General features: G+C 74.8%; 14 protein-coding genes and 1 pseudogene. 2 read left to right on the forward strand and 13 right to left on the reverse strand.

The window, feature by feature from the left end; genetic code table 11:
* Window positions 1-70: 70 nt before the first annotated feature.
* The 7 genes and pseudogenes from tgt to ruvC all read right to left on the reverse strand — a co-directional run bounded on the left by tgt (window position 71) and on the right by ruvC (window position 7,022).
* Window positions 71-1,192 carry a tRNA guanosine(34) transglycosylase Tgt gene (tgt, locus tag HC251_RS13815; protein ID WP_219941189.1) on the reverse strand — a complete coding sequence of 374 codons (1,122 nt, stop codon included), beginning with the start codon at window positions 1,190-1,192 and terminating at the stop codon, window positions 71-73.
* Window positions 1,189-2,259, reverse strand: a pseudogene (gene queA / locus HC251_RS13820) (tRNA preQ1(34) S-adenosylmethionine ribosyltransferase-isomerase QueA); the annotation flags it as partial. The pseudogene queA and the gene tgt, both read right to left, overlap by 4 nt.
* A 65-nt stretch (window positions 2,260-2,324) precedes the next feature.
* Window positions 2,325-3,545, reverse strand: coding sequence for an amidohydrolase (locus tag HC251_RS13825; RefSeq protein ID WP_219941191.1), 1,221 nt, complete (start codon window positions 3,543-3,545; stop codon window positions 2,325-2,327).
* Window positions 3,542-4,708: a glutamate--cysteine ligase gene (locus HC251_RS13830; RefSeq protein WP_219941192.1), complete on the reverse strand. Its 1,167-nt coding sequence runs from the start codon at window positions 4,706-4,708 to the stop codon at window positions 3,542-3,544. The genes HC251_RS13825 and HC251_RS13830 overlap by 4 nt, the downstream gene beginning before the upstream one ends.
* A gap of 70 nt (window positions 4,709-4,778) precedes the next feature.
* A complete protein-coding gene (gene ruvB, locus HC251_RS13835; RefSeq protein WP_219941193.1) occupies window positions 4,779-5,867 on the reverse strand; it encodes a Holliday junction branch migration DNA helicase RuvB in 1,089 nt (362 codons plus the stop codon).
* Window positions 5,867-6,496 (reverse strand): Holliday junction branch migration protein RuvA, encoded by a 630-nt coding sequence (gene ruvA / locus HC251_RS13840; protein ID WP_219941194.1) that lies wholly within the window; start codon window positions 6,494-6,496, stop codon window positions 5,867-5,869. Before ruvA ends, ruvB begins: the two co-directional genes overlap by 1 nt.
* Window positions 6,497-6,515: 19 nt before the next feature.
* Complete coding sequence (ruvC, locus tag HC251_RS13845) at window positions 6,516-7,022, reverse strand: crossover junction endodeoxyribonuclease RuvC (RefSeq protein WP_219941195.1); 507 nt, start codon at window positions 7,020-7,022, stop codon at window positions 6,516-6,518.
* Window positions 7,023-7,206: 184 nt separating this feature from the next.
* On the opposite strand from ruvC, the gene HC251_RS13850 reads away from it, so the two are divergent.
* Entirely contained in the window at window positions 7,207-8,301 is a 1,095-nt protein-coding gene (locus HC251_RS13850) for an ABC transporter ATP-binding protein (protein WP_219941196.1), read from the forward strand.
* Entirely contained in the window at window positions 8,301-9,125 is an 825-nt protein-coding gene (locus tag HC251_RS13855; protein ID WP_219941197.1) for an ABC transporter permease subunit, read from the forward strand. Before HC251_RS13850 ends, HC251_RS13855 begins: the two co-directional genes overlap by 1 nt.
* Before the next feature lie 112 nt (window positions 9,126-9,237).
* Here HC251_RS13855 and HC251_RS13860 read toward each other — a convergent pair whose 3' ends face one another.
* From HC251_RS13860 to HC251_RS13885, 6 genes are all read right to left on the reverse strand, one after another.
* Window positions 9,238-9,912 carry a class I SAM-dependent methyltransferase gene (locus tag HC251_RS13860; RefSeq protein WP_219945707.1) on the reverse strand — a complete coding sequence of 225 codons (675 nt, stop codon included), beginning with the start codon at window positions 9,910-9,912 and terminating at the stop codon, window positions 9,238-9,240.
* Window positions 9,913-10,068: 156 nt separating this feature from the next.
* Complete coding sequence (locus tag HC251_RS13865) at window positions 10,069-10,560, reverse strand: peroxiredoxin (protein WP_255566412.1); 492 nt, start codon at window positions 10,558-10,560, stop codon at window positions 10,069-10,071.
* Between the two features lie 5 nt (window positions 10,561-10,565).
* Window positions 10,566-11,318: a YebC/PmpR family DNA-binding transcriptional regulator gene (locus tag HC251_RS13870; protein WP_219941198.1), complete on the reverse strand. Its 753-nt coding sequence runs from the start codon at window positions 11,316-11,318 to the stop codon at window positions 10,566-10,568.
* A gap of 4 nt (window positions 11,319-11,322) precedes the next feature.
* Window positions 11,323-11,907 carry a pyridoxal 5'-phosphate synthase glutaminase subunit PdxT gene (pdxT, locus tag HC251_RS13875; protein WP_219941199.1) on the reverse strand — a complete coding sequence of 195 codons (585 nt, stop codon included), beginning with the start codon at window positions 11,905-11,907 and terminating at the stop codon, window positions 11,323-11,325.
* A complete protein-coding gene (pdxS, locus tag HC251_RS13880) occupies window positions 11,904-12,812 on the reverse strand; it encodes a pyridoxal 5'-phosphate synthase lyase subunit PdxS (protein ID WP_219941200.1) in 909 nt (302 codons plus the stop codon). The genes pdxT and pdxS overlap by 4 nt, the downstream gene beginning before the upstream one ends.
* Window positions 12,813-12,930: 118 nt before the next feature.
* Window positions 12,931-13,365: a YbaN family protein gene (locus HC251_RS13885; protein ID WP_219941201.1), complete on the reverse strand. Its 435-nt coding sequence runs from the start codon at window positions 13,363-13,365 to the stop codon at window positions 12,931-12,933.
* Between the last annotated feature and the right edge of the window lie 128 nt (window positions 13,366-13,493).

Genomic DNA, 13,493 nt, shown 5'->3' on the forward strand with positions numbered 1-13,493 from the left:
CGGCGGGGCGGCCCGATCGGCGGCGCGGGCGCGTTCGTCGCGGACGGCACCCGGCCCGGCGTCCACCGGCTCAACCCCAGACGGTGAGCACCTCGGCTCGCCAGGCGTCCAGGCGCTGCTCGCGGATGGCGTCGGTGGTGCGGGCCACGAAGCGGAGCAGCCACGAGACGTTGTGGATCGTGAGCAACCGGTACGCCGACAGCTCGCCCACCTGCATCAGGTGGCGGAGGTAGCCCCGCGAGTAGCGGGCGCACGTGGGGCAGGGGCAGGTCTCGTCGACCGGCCCGGGGTCGCGGGCGTTGGCGACCCGCTTGACGTTGAACCGGCCGGCGTCGGTGAGCAGCGTGCCGTGGCGGGCCAGGCGGGTGGGCAGGACGCAGTCGAACATGTCCACGCCCAGGGCGATGGCCTCCACCAGGCTGGCCGGGTCGCCGACACCCATGAGGTAGCGGGGCTGGTCCTCGGGGAGACCGGCCAGGGCGGCGGCCAGGGCCGGGAGCATCTCGGCCCGGCTCTCCCCCACCGACAGCCCGCCGATGCCGTAGCCGTCGAAGCCGACGTCGGTGGTCCAGCGGGCGCTGGCGGCGCGCAGGGCCGGGTCGATGCCCCCCTGGACGATCCCGAACTGCGCCTGCACCAGCCCCCGCTCGGCGCTGGTCGCCTCGGCGGCGAGGAAGGCGGCGCGGCCCCGCTCGGCCCACCGGGCGGTCCGCTCGGCCGCCGCCCGCACCACCCGGTCGGGGGCGGGGAGCCCGGGGCACACGTCGAGCACCATCTGGATGTCGGCGCCGATGTCGGCCTGCACCGCCACCGCCGTCTCGGGCGACAGATGGTGGCTGCTGCCGTCGTAGGTCGAGCGGAAGAGGGCCCCGTCGTCGTCGACCTTCGGGGCCAGGCTGAAGATCTGGTAGCCGCCGGAGTCGGTGAGGCTGTGGCCGTCCCAGCCGGTGAAGGCGGCCAGCCCGCCCAGCTCGCGCACCACGTCGGCCCCGGGGCGCAGCATCAGGTGGTACGTGTTGGCCAGCACGACCGGCGGGGCGAGGGCGTCGAGGTCGTCGGCCCCGAGGGACCGCACCGAGCCGCGGGTCCCGACGGGCATGAAGGCCGGGCTGGGGAAGCTGCCCCGCGCTGTGACCACCCGGCCGGCGCGGGCGGCGCCGTCGCGGGCCTCGACCTCGACGGTGGCCTTCACACGTCCTCCGACCCCACCCGCCAGCCCGAGGGCGTCGGCGGCGCCGACACCGACACCTCCGACCGGCCCGGTCGGCCGTCGAGCAGGCAGCAGTCGCCGAAGGAGAGGAAGCGGTAGCCGCCGGCCAGGGCCGCCTCGTAGAGCTGGCGCCACCGGGGCCCCACCAATGCGTCGACCAGGACCAGCAGCGACGAGCGGGGCACGTGGAAGTTGGTCAGCAGGGTGTCGACGAGCGTGGGGCGGACGTCACCGTGGAGGTAGATGTCCGTGCGGCCCTCGGTCTGGCCCGTCGCCTCGACGGCCTCGAGGGCGCGCAGCGTCGTGGTGCCCACCGCGACGATGCGGCGCCCGTGGTCGCGGGCCCGGCGGCAGGCGTCGACGACCTCGGGCTCGACGCGGTAGGCCTCGGCGTGCATGGCGTGGTCCTCGACGACCTCGGTGGCGATGGGGCGGAACGTCCCCAGCCCGACCTGGAGGTCGACCCGCTCGATGCGGACGCCCCGCTCCCGGCAGCCGTCGAGCACCCGCTCGGTCAGGTGGAGCCCCGCGGTCGGGGCCGCCACCGACCCGGGTCTCCGGGCGTAGACGGTCTGGTAGCGCTCGGCGTCGTCGAGCTCGGCGTGGATGTAGGGCGGCAGCGGCACCTCGCCCACGGCGTCGAGCGGGGCCTCGTCGCCCAGGCGGACCCGCCGCACCCCGTCGCCCAGGTCGGCCCCGACCTCGATCGTGAGGGGGCCGGCGGACACGACCGTGCCCGGCGCGACCCTCCGGCTGGGGCGGACCAGGGCCCGCCACGAGCCGGTCGGCTCCCGCTCGAGCAGGAGGACCTCGACCGCTCCCCCGGTCGGCTTGGTGGCGTGGAGGCGGGCGGGCAGGACGCGGGTGTCGTTCACCACCAGCACGTCGCCGGGGTCGAGCAGCGCCGGCAGGTCCCGCACACCACGGTGGTCCGGTGGGGCGAGGGGGCCACGGTCGACCAGCATCCGCGCCGCGTCCCGCGGCTCGACCGGCACCTGGGCGATGCGGTCCTCGGGCAGGTCGTAGGCGAACGCCTCGACCGCGGTCCCGTCCGTTCTGTCAACCCTGGTGGGGCGTGGAGACGCATGGGGGTTGACAGAAGCGGGAGGGGTGGTCACGAGGACGCGACGGCGAGGGCCTCGAGGGCGGCACCGGCCAGCACCCGGGCCCCGATGGCGATGGCGCCCTCGTCGACGTCGAAGGCGGCGGCGTGGATGTCGGGCCCCTGGGTGCCGACGGGGCTCACCCCGAGCCGGATGAAGGCGCCGGGCACCCGCTCGAGGAACCACGAGAAGTCCTCGCCCCCGCCGCTCTGCCGGGTGGGCAGCACCCCCGACGGGCCGACGACCGCCGTCGCCGCCCGTCCCATCAGCGTGGTGGCCCACGGGTCGTTGTCGACCGGCGGGGCCCCGACCCGGTGGTCGAGCTCCCACGAGGCGCCGCGGGGCTCCGCGATGCCGGCGATCAGGGCCGGGAGGATCTTGGCCGCGTCCTCCCACCCGGCCCGGCCCGTGGCCCGCAGCGAGCCCCGGAGCTCGGCCGCGGTCGGGATGACGTTGGCGGCGTCGCCGGCCGCGATCGACCCGAAGGTGAGGTTCACCCCGTCGCGCGGGTCGGTCAGGCGGTCGAGCGAGGCGGGCAGGTCGGCGGCGAGCCGGCCGGCCACGTTGATCAGGTCGGCGGTCCGGTGGGGGCGGGCGGTGTGGCCGCCGGGTCCGGTGAGGCGGATCACGACCATGTCGGTCGCCGAGGTGATGGGGCCGGGCGACAGGCCGACCTGGCCGACCTCGATCTGGGGGTCGCAGTGCAGGGCGAAGACGGCGGTGGCCCCGTCGATGCGGCCGGCCTCGGCCAGAGGCCGGGCCCCCGACGGGATCGCCTCCTCGGCCGGCTGGAACACCACCCGGACCCGACCCGGGCGCCCGCGCAGGACCTCGGCCAGGGCGAGGGTCGCCCCCACCCCGGCGGCGACGTGGACGTCGTGGCCGCAGGCGTGGCACACACCGGGCACCGTGGACCGGTAGGGGACCTGCTTGACGTCCTGCATCCGCAGGGCGTCGATGTCGGCCCGGAGGGCGACGAGGGGTCCGTCGGTCCCGACCTCGGCGACCAGGCCGGTGGCACCCTCGCCCGGCGCGACGGCCACCCCGCGGGCGGAGAGCAGGTCGCGCAGCACGGCGGTGGTCCGCACCTCCTCCCACGACGGCTCGGGGTGGGCGTGGAGGTCGCGCCGCAGGGCGACCAGGTCGGCCTCGACGGCGGTGACGGCGCGCGCCACCCCGGCGTGGTCGATCTCGGCGTCGACGCCGCTCGGTCCCTCCGCGGACTCGCTCACGGGGACGAGAGCAGCACGCCGGGCCGGTCCGACGCCAGCTCGCCGACGAGGAGGTCGACCACCGGCCGCAGGGCCTCGGCCCCCACGGCCCCCTCGGGCACGACGGCCCGCTGTCGCTCGTAGCTCGCGCCTCCGCTGAGGATCCCGTCGACGCGGGCCAGCTCGGCCTCGCAGCCCAGCCGGGCCGCCACCGGGGCCATCTCCGACAGGAGGTCGCCGATGGCGGACCGCACCGGCTGCTGGGTGCCCCGGTCGTCGATGATGACGTCGGCGTCGAGGCCGTAGCGCCCGGCGCGCCACTTGTTCTGGCGCAGGACCCAGTCCTTGTGCCGGGGCAGGGTGAAGCCCCGGTCGACCATGGTGTCGAGGTGGCTCACGAGGCACTGGGCCAGGGCGGCCACCGCCGTCACCTCGGCCAGGGTGGGGATGCCGTCGCACATCCGCAGCTCGACGGTGCCGAAGTCGGGGTGGGGACGGATGTCCCACCACACCTCGCGCACCGTGGAGATCGCCTGCGAGGAGACCAGCGTCTCCATGAACTGCTCGAAGTCGTCCCAGCTCTCGATGGGGGCCGGCAGCCCGGCGGTGGGCAGGCCCTCGAAGATCTTGCTGCGCGACGAGGCCAGGCCGGTGTCGCGGCCCTCCCAGAACGGGCTCGACGCGCTGAGGGCGAGGAAGTGCGGGATGTAGCCGGCCAGGGCGTTGGCGATGGCGATGGCCTTCTCCGGCGAGCGGATCCCCACGTGGACGTGGACGCCGAAGATCTGGAGTCGGCGCGCCATCCACTGCATCTCCTGGATGAGCCGGGCGTAGCGGGGGTTGGGGCTGACCTCCTGGTCGTCCCACAACGAGAAGGGGTGGGTGCCCGAGCACATGAGGTCGAGCCCCCGGCGGTCGGCCGCCTCGGCCACCTCGTCCAGGGTGGCCTGGAGGTCGTGGCGGGCCTCGTCGACCGTGGTGCAGACGCCGGTGATGATCTCGACGGTGCACTCGAACAGCTCGTGCTTGGCCTTGGGGTGCTCCCCGTCGGGGTGGGGCGCGCCGATCTCGGCCAGCATCTCGGTCGCGGCGCTGGCCAGCTGGCCGGTGGCGCGATCGACGACCTCGAGCTCGACCTCGATCCCGAGGCTGGGCCCGGGCGAGCTGTTGAAGTCGATGTCCACCGGCGCATCCTTCCACCCGGCGCCGGACCCAAGCGCGGTCAGGTCTCTGCCGTCGCTCTGGGAGCCGGTCTCAGCCGAACAAGCCGGGGGGTGGGGCGTCGTCACCGCCGGGGGCACCGCGGGGCGGGACCCGTCCGGCGTGGGCCCAGGCCGCGGCGGTGGCGACCCGGCCCCGGGGGGTGCGCATGAGCAGGCCCTCGCGGATGAGGAACGGCTCGTGGACGTCCTCGACCGTCTCGGTGGGCTCGGCCACGCTGATGGCGAGGGTCGACAGCCCGACCGGCCCGCCACCGAAGCGGCCGCAGAGCGCCTCGAGCAGGGCCCGGTCGATCTTGTCGAGGCCCCGCTCGTCGACGCCGAAGGTCGCCAGCCCGGCCTTGGCCGTGTCGAGGTCGACGACGCCGGTGCCCCGGACGTCGGCGAAGTCCCGCACCCGGCGCAGCAGCCGGTTGGCGATCCGGGGCGTGCCCCGGGCCCGGCGGGCGATCTCGTGGGCGCCCTCCGGGTCGACCTCGACGTCGAGGATGCCGGCGGCCCGCACGACGATCGCCTCCAGGTCCTCGGGCTCGTAGAAGTCGAGCCGGGCGACCAGGCCGAAGCGGTCGCGCAGCGGGCCGGTGATGAGGCCGGTGCGGGTGGTGGCCCCGACCAGGGTGAAGCGGGGGACGTCGATGCGGATCGTGCGGGCCGCCGGCCCCTTGCCCAGCACGATGTCGACGGCGAAGTCCTCCATCGCCGGGTACAGCACCTCCTCGACGGCGCGGGAGAGCCGGTGGATCTCGTCGATGAAGAGCACGTCGCCGTCGGTGAGCTGGCTGAGGATGGCGGCCAGGTCGCCGGCCCGCTCCAGCGCCGGGCCCGAGGTGACGTGCAGGGCGACGTCGACCTCGGTGGCCACGATCCCGGCCAGGGTGGTCTTGCCCAGGCCCGGGGGTCCGGCGAAGAGGAGGTGGTCGGCGGCCTGGCCCCGGCGCCGGGCCGCCTCCAGGATGATGTGCAGGTGCTCCTTGAGCTCGGCCTGCCCGACGAAGTCCTCCAGGCGCCGCGGCCGGAGCCCGGCCTCGGCCGCCTCGTCGCCGGGGACGGGCTCGGGGGCCAGCACCTCGTCGTCGTCCGACGGCCCCAGATCGTCGGGCCCGAGCAGCTCCTCGCGGGCCATCAGCGCCGGGACACCATCTGCCGCAGGGCCACGCTGACCAGGGTGGACACGTCGTCGCCGTCGGGCAGGCCGCGGGTGGCCTCGGCGACCTCCTCGGGCGTGTAGCCGAGGGCGGCCAGGGCGTCGCGCACGTCGGCCCGGACCGACCCGCTCGACGGCGCGCCCCCGGTCGTGGGCCCGGCGGCGGCCACCGCGGCCCCGACGTCACCGGCCGGCAGCTCGAGCCGGCTCTTGAGCTCGACCAGCAGGCGCGCCGCCGTCTTCTTGCCCACCCCGGGCACCAGGCAGAGGGCGGACACGTCGTCGTCGGCCAGGACCCGCCGCAGGGCCAGCGGCTCGTGGATCGAGAGGATGGCCAGCGCCAGGGCGGGGCCCACGCCGTGGGCCGAGATCAGGGCCTCGAAGGTGACCCGCTCGTCGCGGGTGGCGAAGCCGTAGAGGACCTGGGCGTCCTCGCGGACGTGGTGGTGGGTCCACACCCGCACCTCGGCCCCGATGTCGCCCAGCAGGGCGGCGGTGGCCGGGCCGGCCTGGACCCGGTAGCCCACGCCCCCCACCTCGACCAGCAGCTCGCCGTCGGGGGTGCGCTCGAGGAGGGTGCCCCGCAGCGATCCGATCATCCCAGGCATGGTTGCTCCTCGTGCGGGGTCAGGGGCGGCCGGCGCCGAGGGCGGCGCGGGCCAGGGGCGAGTGGGCCAGGTGGCACAGGGCGAGGGCGGCGGCGTCGGCGGCATCGGCCGGCTCGGGGACCCGGTCCAGGCCCAGCAGGGTCTGGACCATCCGCCCGACCTGGTCCTTGTCGGCCCGGCCGTCGCCGGCCACGGCCTGCTTCACCTGGGTGGGCGTGTACTGGACGACCTGGGCGCCGGCGCGGTGGGCGGCGGCCATGGCCAGACCGCTGGCCTGGCCGGTGGCCATGGCCGAGCGCACGTTGACCTGGAAGAACACCTGCTCGACGGCGACCACCGCGGGCCGCGTCTCGTCCAGCAGGGCGACGATCTCGGCCTGGAGCTCGGCCAGCCGGGCCGGCAGGGGCGCCTGCGCGTCGGTGCGGATCACGCCGATGGCTCGCGCCCGGGACCGGCCCCGCGGGACGGCCTCGACGCAGGCGTAGCCGCACCGCGACAGCCCGGGATCGATGCCGAGGACGAACATGGGTTCGGAGCCTAGGCGGTCGCCCGGCGCGCCGAGCGCACCCCGGCCCGGGCGGATCCCGACCGGGCCACGGGCGGCGCACCGATGCCGCGTGACCCGACGGCGCCCGACCGGCCGGCGGCCCCCGGGCCTCCCACCTCCCCGTCCCTCACGAACGGGGGCACGACGACCGATGAGGGACGGGATGGCCCCGCCCGACCAGCCCCTCACCTCCGCCGCGCCCGCCGAGCCCGTGGTGCTCCTCGAGCACATCTCCCGGCGCTTCGCGCGCGTCGAGGCCCTGCGGGACCTGAGCCTGCGCGTCGACCGGGGGACGATCACCGTGCTCCTCGGCCCGAACGGGGCCGGCAAGACGACCGCCATCCGGATGATCACCGGGGCGCTCGGCGTCCACAGCGGCACCGTGCGGGTGTTCGGCCTCGACCCCGACGACAAGGTCCAGGGCCAGGAGGTGCGTCGCCGCTGCGGTGTGGTCTCGGCCAAGCCGGCGCTGTACGACCGGCTCTCGGGCTTCGACAACCTGCGCTACGCGGCCGAGCTCTACGGGCTGGGCTGGACCGACGAGACCAAGGAGCGGGTGGTCGAGGCGGCGACCCGCTTCGGCATCCAGGGCAGCCTCGACGCCCAGGTCGGCGGCTACTCGACGGGCATGAAGACCCGGCTGGCCCTGTCCCGCTCGGTGCTCCACCGCCCCGACCTGCTGCTGTTCGACGAGCCCACCTCCGGCCTCGACCCCGAGTCGAGCCAGGCCGTCCTCAAGCTCATCAAGGACATGGCCGCCGACGGCACCACCGTCGTCATGTGCACCCACCTCCTGCTCGAGGCCGAGGGCCTCGCCGAGCAGGTCGTCGTCATGGAGGCCGGCCAGGACATCGCGGCCGGCCCGCCCGACGACCTGATCCGCCGCTACTGGCCCGACGACACCGTCCGCCTCGGCGTCGAGGACCCCGCCATGCTCGACGACCTCTCCTCGCTCCCCGGCGTCCGCCGGGTGGTCCCGGTCCCCGACGTCCCCGCCGAGGTCGACGTCGACATCGACCACCTCCAGCGGGTCCCCGAGGTGGTGCTCGCCCTCACCACCCGCGGCGCCCGGCTGACCAAGGTGGCCCCGCACGAGCGCTCCCTCGAGGAGCTGTACTTCGCGGTCCGTCGTCCGCACCTGGCGACCGGCGACGCCGACGCCCTCGGTCGCGACGACGCCCCCCACCCCCTCGCGGTGGCCCCGCCGCCCGACGCTGTCGCCCAGGCGCAGCACCCTGCCCAGGAGGCATCGGTCTGATGGACCTCAAGCGCGTCCGCATCGTGGTCCGGACCGAGCTCAAGCAGCTCGCCCAGGCCAAGGACTTCTGGTTCCCGATGGTGATCCTCGGGAGCCTCTTCTTCGTCGTCGTCCCGACCGTCCTGTTCCTGACGATCACCCAGATCGGCGACGTCCAGGTCGTGGACAAGGTGTCCCGCGCCATCGACGTCCTGCCCCAGTCGACCCAGCAGGCGATCCCCGACGCGTCACCCGCCGGGCGGACCTCCTACGCCCTGGCCGTGTTCCTGCTGGCGCCGGTGGCGATCGTCGTGCCCCTCACCATCTCGACCGCGGTCGGCGCCGCCAGCCTCGTCGGCGAGCGCGAGAGGGGCACCGGCGAGTTCCTGGCCCACTCCCCCGCCGCCGCCCGCGAGATCTACCTGGGCAAGGTCATCGCCAGCATCATCCCCGGCTACATCACCACCTTCGTCGGGTTCGGCGCCTACTCGCTGATCGTCAACCTGCTCGTCGGCCCCGAGGTGGGCGGCTGGTTCTTCCCGACCGGCCAGTGGTGGGTCATGGTGCTGTGGGTCCTGCCGCCGTTCCTGGCCATCACGCTGTCGATCGTCCTGCGCCTCTCGGCCCGGGTGAAGTCCACCGCCGCCGCCCAGCAGGCGTCGGGCCTGGTGACGCTGCCGCTGATCGGCATCGCCTACGGCCAGGCCACCGGCTCGCTCTTCGGCGCCGCCTCGCTGGGGCTGTACATGGGCGCCCTCGCCTGGCTCGTCGCCCTGGTCTCGCTCTCCCGCGGCATGCAGAAGGTCCAGCGCTCCCGCCTCCTCGGCGTCGCCGACGGCATCTGAGCCCGACCCAGCACGGACCTGCACCGCATGGGTGCACATCCGAGTCGAGGACGGACGGCGAGGCCCTGGGCCGGGGACGACGCGTCGGTGAGCGCCGGGGCCGGCTGGCCGCTCAGGCCGGCTTCTGCCAGACCGACACGTGCGAGGGGCTGTCGGCGGTGAACGGCGCCCGCGTCCAGTCGGCCCACCGATGGCGCAGCTCGAGCCCGGCCAGGCGCGCCATCAGGTCGAGCTCCGAGGGCCACACGAAGCGGAACGGCGTCCGGACCTCGCGCGCCCCGGAGCCGTCGGCCACGAAGTGGTGGGAGACGGCGTGCTGGGCGACGAGATCGTCGTAGCGATCGATGCCGACGTAGCCGGGGGCGTGGGCGAACACGACCGCATCGTGGCCCGGGACGAGCCGGCGGAGGTCCGGGACACCGACCTCGACCACGAAGCGGCCCCCGGGCTCGAGGTGGGCGGCGGCGGTGGCGAAGCACGCGACCTGCCGGTCCTGGGTCTCGAGGTTCCCGATCGTGTTGTAGACGAGGTACACCAGCCGATGCGTCCGCCCGACGCGCACCGTGGCGATGTCGCCGATGGTGACGGAGACGGCATCGCCCCCCGGCTTGGCCCACAGGCGGGCCACCATGTCGGGCGACAGGTCGACGCCGCTGACCGGCACGCCGCGGGCGGCGAGCGGCAGGGCGACCCGCCCGGTCCCGATGGCCAGCTCGAGGGCGGCGCCGTCGCCGGCCAGGTGAGCGAGGAGGTCCACGGTCGGGCCGAGCACCTCGGGCGAGCCCATCGCTCCGAGCGTGGCGTCGTAGCGAGCCGCGACCTCGCCGGCGAAGTGATCGTCGAGCACGGCCGGACCGTCACACGCGGCGCCGCCGCGCTCCAAGCGAGTTCCGAGCCGAGCGAAGGGCCCGGCCCATCGCGGCGGTGGGCGAAGGGCGGCGACCTACGACGCGGTCATGGCCGCGACGGCGGCGACGATCTCCTCGCTGGGCTGGAAGGAGAGGCCGGCGACGGCACGGTGGATCCACCCGACGGTGCCGTCGGGGGCGATGACGAACACCGACCGCCGGTAGAAGCCGAGCGGGCCGACGATGCCGTAGCGGAGGCCGACGGCCTTGTCCTCGTCGGCCAGCAGCGGGAAGGCGAAGCCCCCGTGGTCGGCGGCGAAGGCCTCGTGGCTCTCGACCGACTGCGGGCTCATCGCCAGCACCTGGGCGCCGACGTCGGCGAAGGTGGCGATCTCGTCGGTGTAGGTGACGAGCTGGCGGGTGCAGACGGGGGTCCCGTCGCCCGGGTAGAAGACGAGCACCACGGGCTGGCCCCGGAGCTCCGAGAGCGACCAGGTCCGGACCTCACCTCCCTCGACGCCCGGGAGGGTGAAGTCGGGGGCCACGTCGCCCACCTTGGGCCCGGCGACCACGGGTCGCGGGGTCACCACGCTCACCCGACCTCCAGCGTCGCGAACACGTCGTCGGAGATGTCGAAGTTGGCGTGGACGGCCTGGACGTCGTCGTTGTCCTCGAGGGCGTCGATGAGGGCGAGCACCGACTTGGCCGCGCCCGGGTCGTCCAGCGGCACGAGGTTGGCCGCCTCCATCACCAGGTCCGACGACTCGACGGCGAAGCCGGCCTCCTCGAGGGCGGTGCGCACGGCGTTGGTGTCGCTGGGCGGGGTCGTGACCCGCCAGGCGGCGCCGTCGTCGGCGATGTCCTCGGCCCCGGCGTCGAGGGCGGCGAGCATCAGCTCGTCCTCGTCGGCGGCCCGGTCGACGATCACGATCCCCTTGCGCTCGAACTGCCAGGCGACGGCGCCGGGCTCGGCCATCGACCCGCCGGCCCGGTTGAAGGTGGTCCGGATCTCGGGGCCGGTCCGGTTCCGGTTGTCGGTCAGGACCTCGATGAGCAGGGCCACCCCGTGGGGGGCGTAGCCCTCGTAGGTGATCTGCTCGTAGATGACGCCCTCGAGCTGGCCGGTGCCCCGCTTGACGGCCCGGTCGATCGTGTCGAGCGGGACCGACGCGTCGCGGGCCTTCTGGTACATCGTCCGCAGCGTCGGGTTGGAGTCGACGTCGCCCCCGCCCTGGCGGGCGGCCACCTCGACCTGGCGGATCAGCTTGGCGAAGAGCTTGCCGCGCTTGGCGTCGGCGGCCCCCTTCTTGTGCTTGATCGTGGCCCACTTGGAATGGCCCGACATCTGGTTACTCCTCGAAGGTGGACAGGAACAGCTGGTGGAGCCGCAGGTCGTCGGTCAGCTCCGGGTGGAACGATGCCACGATCACCGGCCCCTGGCGGGCCAGGACCGGGCGGTCGGCCACGGCGGCCAGCACCTCGACCTCGGGGCCAGCCTCCTCGATCACCGGCGCCCGGATGAAGACGGCATGGAGCGGGACGTCGTCCCCGGCCACCTCCAGGTCGGCCTCGAAGGAGTCGACCTGGCGGCCGAAGGCGTTGCGGCGGACCCGGATGTCCACGGCGCCCAGGCTCCGCTGGTCGGGCCGGCCGTCGAGGACCTCGGTGGCCAGCAGGATCATCCCCGCGCAGGTGCCGAGGGCCGGCATCCCGCCGGCGAGGCGCTCGCCGAGCGGTCCGCGCAGGCCGCTGGTGTCGAGCAACCGGGACATGGTGGTCGACTCGCCCCCGGGCAGGACGAGCCCGTCGACGCCGGCCAGGTCGTCCGGGGTGCGGACCTCGAGCGGCGTGGCGCCGAGCGCGACCAGGGCGTCGAGGTGCGGGCGGACGGCGCCCTGGAGGGCGAGGACGCCGACCTTCCGGCCCCCGCTCACCAACCGCGGTCGGCGAACGTCGTCTCCAGCGACCCGACCTCGAGCCCGGGCATGGCCGGGCCGAGCCCGCGCGACACCTTGGCCAGGATCTCGGCCGAGCGGAAGTGGGTGGTGGCCTCGACGATGGCCTTGGCCCGGCGGGCCGGGTCGTCGGACTTGAAGATGCCCGAGCCCACGAAGGTCGCCTCGGCGCCGAGCTGCATGACGAGGGCGGCGTCGGCCGGGGTGGCGATGCCGCCGGCGCAGAACAGCGGCACGGGGAGGGCGCCGGTGGCGGCGATCTCCTGCACCAGCGGGAGCGGCGCCTGGAGCCGCTTGGCCCACTCGAACTGCTCGGCCGGGTCGGCCTGGGTGAGCTTGCGGATGTCGCCGAGGATCGTGCGCAGGTGGCGGACCGCCTCGACGATGTTGCCGGTGCCGGCCTCGCCCTTGGAGCGGATCATGCAGGCGCCCTCGGAGATGCGCCGCAGGGCCTCGCCCAGGTTGGTGGCACCGCACACGAAGGGGACGGTGAACGACCACTTGTCGATGTGGTGGGTCTCGTCGGCGGGGGTCAGGACCTCGGACTCGTCGACGAAGTCGACGCCCAAGGCCTCGAGGATCTGGGCCTCGACGAAGTGGCCGATGCGGGCCTTGGCCATGACCGGGATGGTCACCGCCGCCTTGATGCCCTCGATCATCTCGGGGTCGCTCATGCGGGCCACGCCGCCGTCGCGCCGGATGTCGGACGGCACCCGCTCGAGGGCCATCACGGCCACGGCGCCGGCGTCCTCGGCCACCTTGGCCTGCTCGGGGTCGACGACGTCCATGATGACGCCGCCCCGCAGCATCTCGGCCAGGCCCCGCTTGACGCGGAACGTCCCCGTCTCGGGCGGGGCGGACGCAGCGCGGGGCGTGTCGGTCATGCCGCCAGTCTACGACCGCTCCCGCGGATCCCCGAAGCCCGAATGGCCCGAGGATCGGTCCACCTCGGCTTCTGCCGACCCGCACGTGCCTCCCCGCGCCCTGGGGTTGGCCGGACGGTCAGGACGGAGGGCGCCGACGGGCCAGGACGGTCTCCCTCGTGGGGACGCGCCAGAGGATCCAGGCCACGCCGACGGCGCCCAGGGTGACGATCGCCAGCCGGACGGCCGGGCGGTCGACGCCGAGGGCGGCGCTGAGCCCGCACGAGACCACGAGCATGGTGATGGCCACGACCTTGGCCCGGCGGGGCATCCCCAGCCCGGCCCGGTAGTCGCGGACGAGGGGCCCGACGCCCGGTCGGTCGAGCACCCACTGCTCGAGCCGGGGGCTCGACCGCGAGAAGGCCCAGGCGGCGAGGACGAAGAACCCGGTGGTGGGGAGCCCGGGGACCACGATCCCGAGGGCGCCGAGGCCCACGGCGCCGCAACCGAACGTCACCCACCCGGCGCGGCCCAGGCGGCTCCGGGAGACGATCGTCTCTCCCGGCGCCGCCATGTCAGAGGGCGAGCCGCCAGGCGAGCCCGGGGCCCGAGCGGCCCGTCGCCGACGAAGGAGGCGACAAGAGCGGGCAGGCAACGCGAAGTGCCCACGATCGGTTGCGGCTCGAGGGCCGTCGACGCCCC

This window comes from Iamia sp. SCSIO 61187 (assembly GCF_019443745.1).
Classification (GTDB): domain Bacteria; phylum Actinomycetota; class Acidimicrobiia; order Acidimicrobiales; family Iamiaceae; genus Iamia.

Coding starts and splice junctions, on each gene's coding strand:
- ruvB (WP_219941193.1), bottom strand. CDS start 5,867: ATGGCCCGCGAGGAGCTGCTCGGGCCCGACGATCTGGGGCCGTCGGAC.
- ruvA (WP_219941194.1), bottom strand. CDS start 6,496: ATGCCTGGGATGATCGGATCGCTGCGGGGCACCCTCCTCGAGCGCACC.
- ruvC (WP_219941195.1), bottom strand. CDS start 7,022: ATGTTCGTCCTCGGCATCGATCCCGGGCTGTCGCGGTGCGGCTACGCC.
- HC251_RS13850 (WP_219941196.1), top strand. CDS start 7,207: ATGGCCCCGCCCGACCAGCCCCTCACCTCCGCCGCGCCCGCCGAGCCC.
- HC251_RS13855 (WP_219941197.1), top strand. CDS start 8,301: ATGGACCTCAAGCGCGTCCGCATCGTGGTCCGGACCGAGCTCAAGCAG.
- HC251_RS13860 (WP_219945707.1), bottom strand. CDS start 9,912: ATGGGCTCGCCCGAGGTGCTCGGCCCGACCGTGGACCTCCTCGCTCAC.
- HC251_RS13870 (WP_219941198.1), bottom strand. CDS start 11,318: ATGTCGGGCCATTCCAAGTGGGCCACGATCAAGCACAAGAAGGGGGCC.
- pdxS (WP_219941200.1), bottom strand. CDS start 12,812: ATGACCGACACGCCCCGCGCTGCGTCCGCCCCGCCCGAGACGGGGACG.
- HC251_RS13885 (WP_219941201.1), bottom strand. CDS start 13,365: ATGGCGGCGCCGGGAGAGACGATCGTCTCCCGGAGCCGCCTGGGCCGC.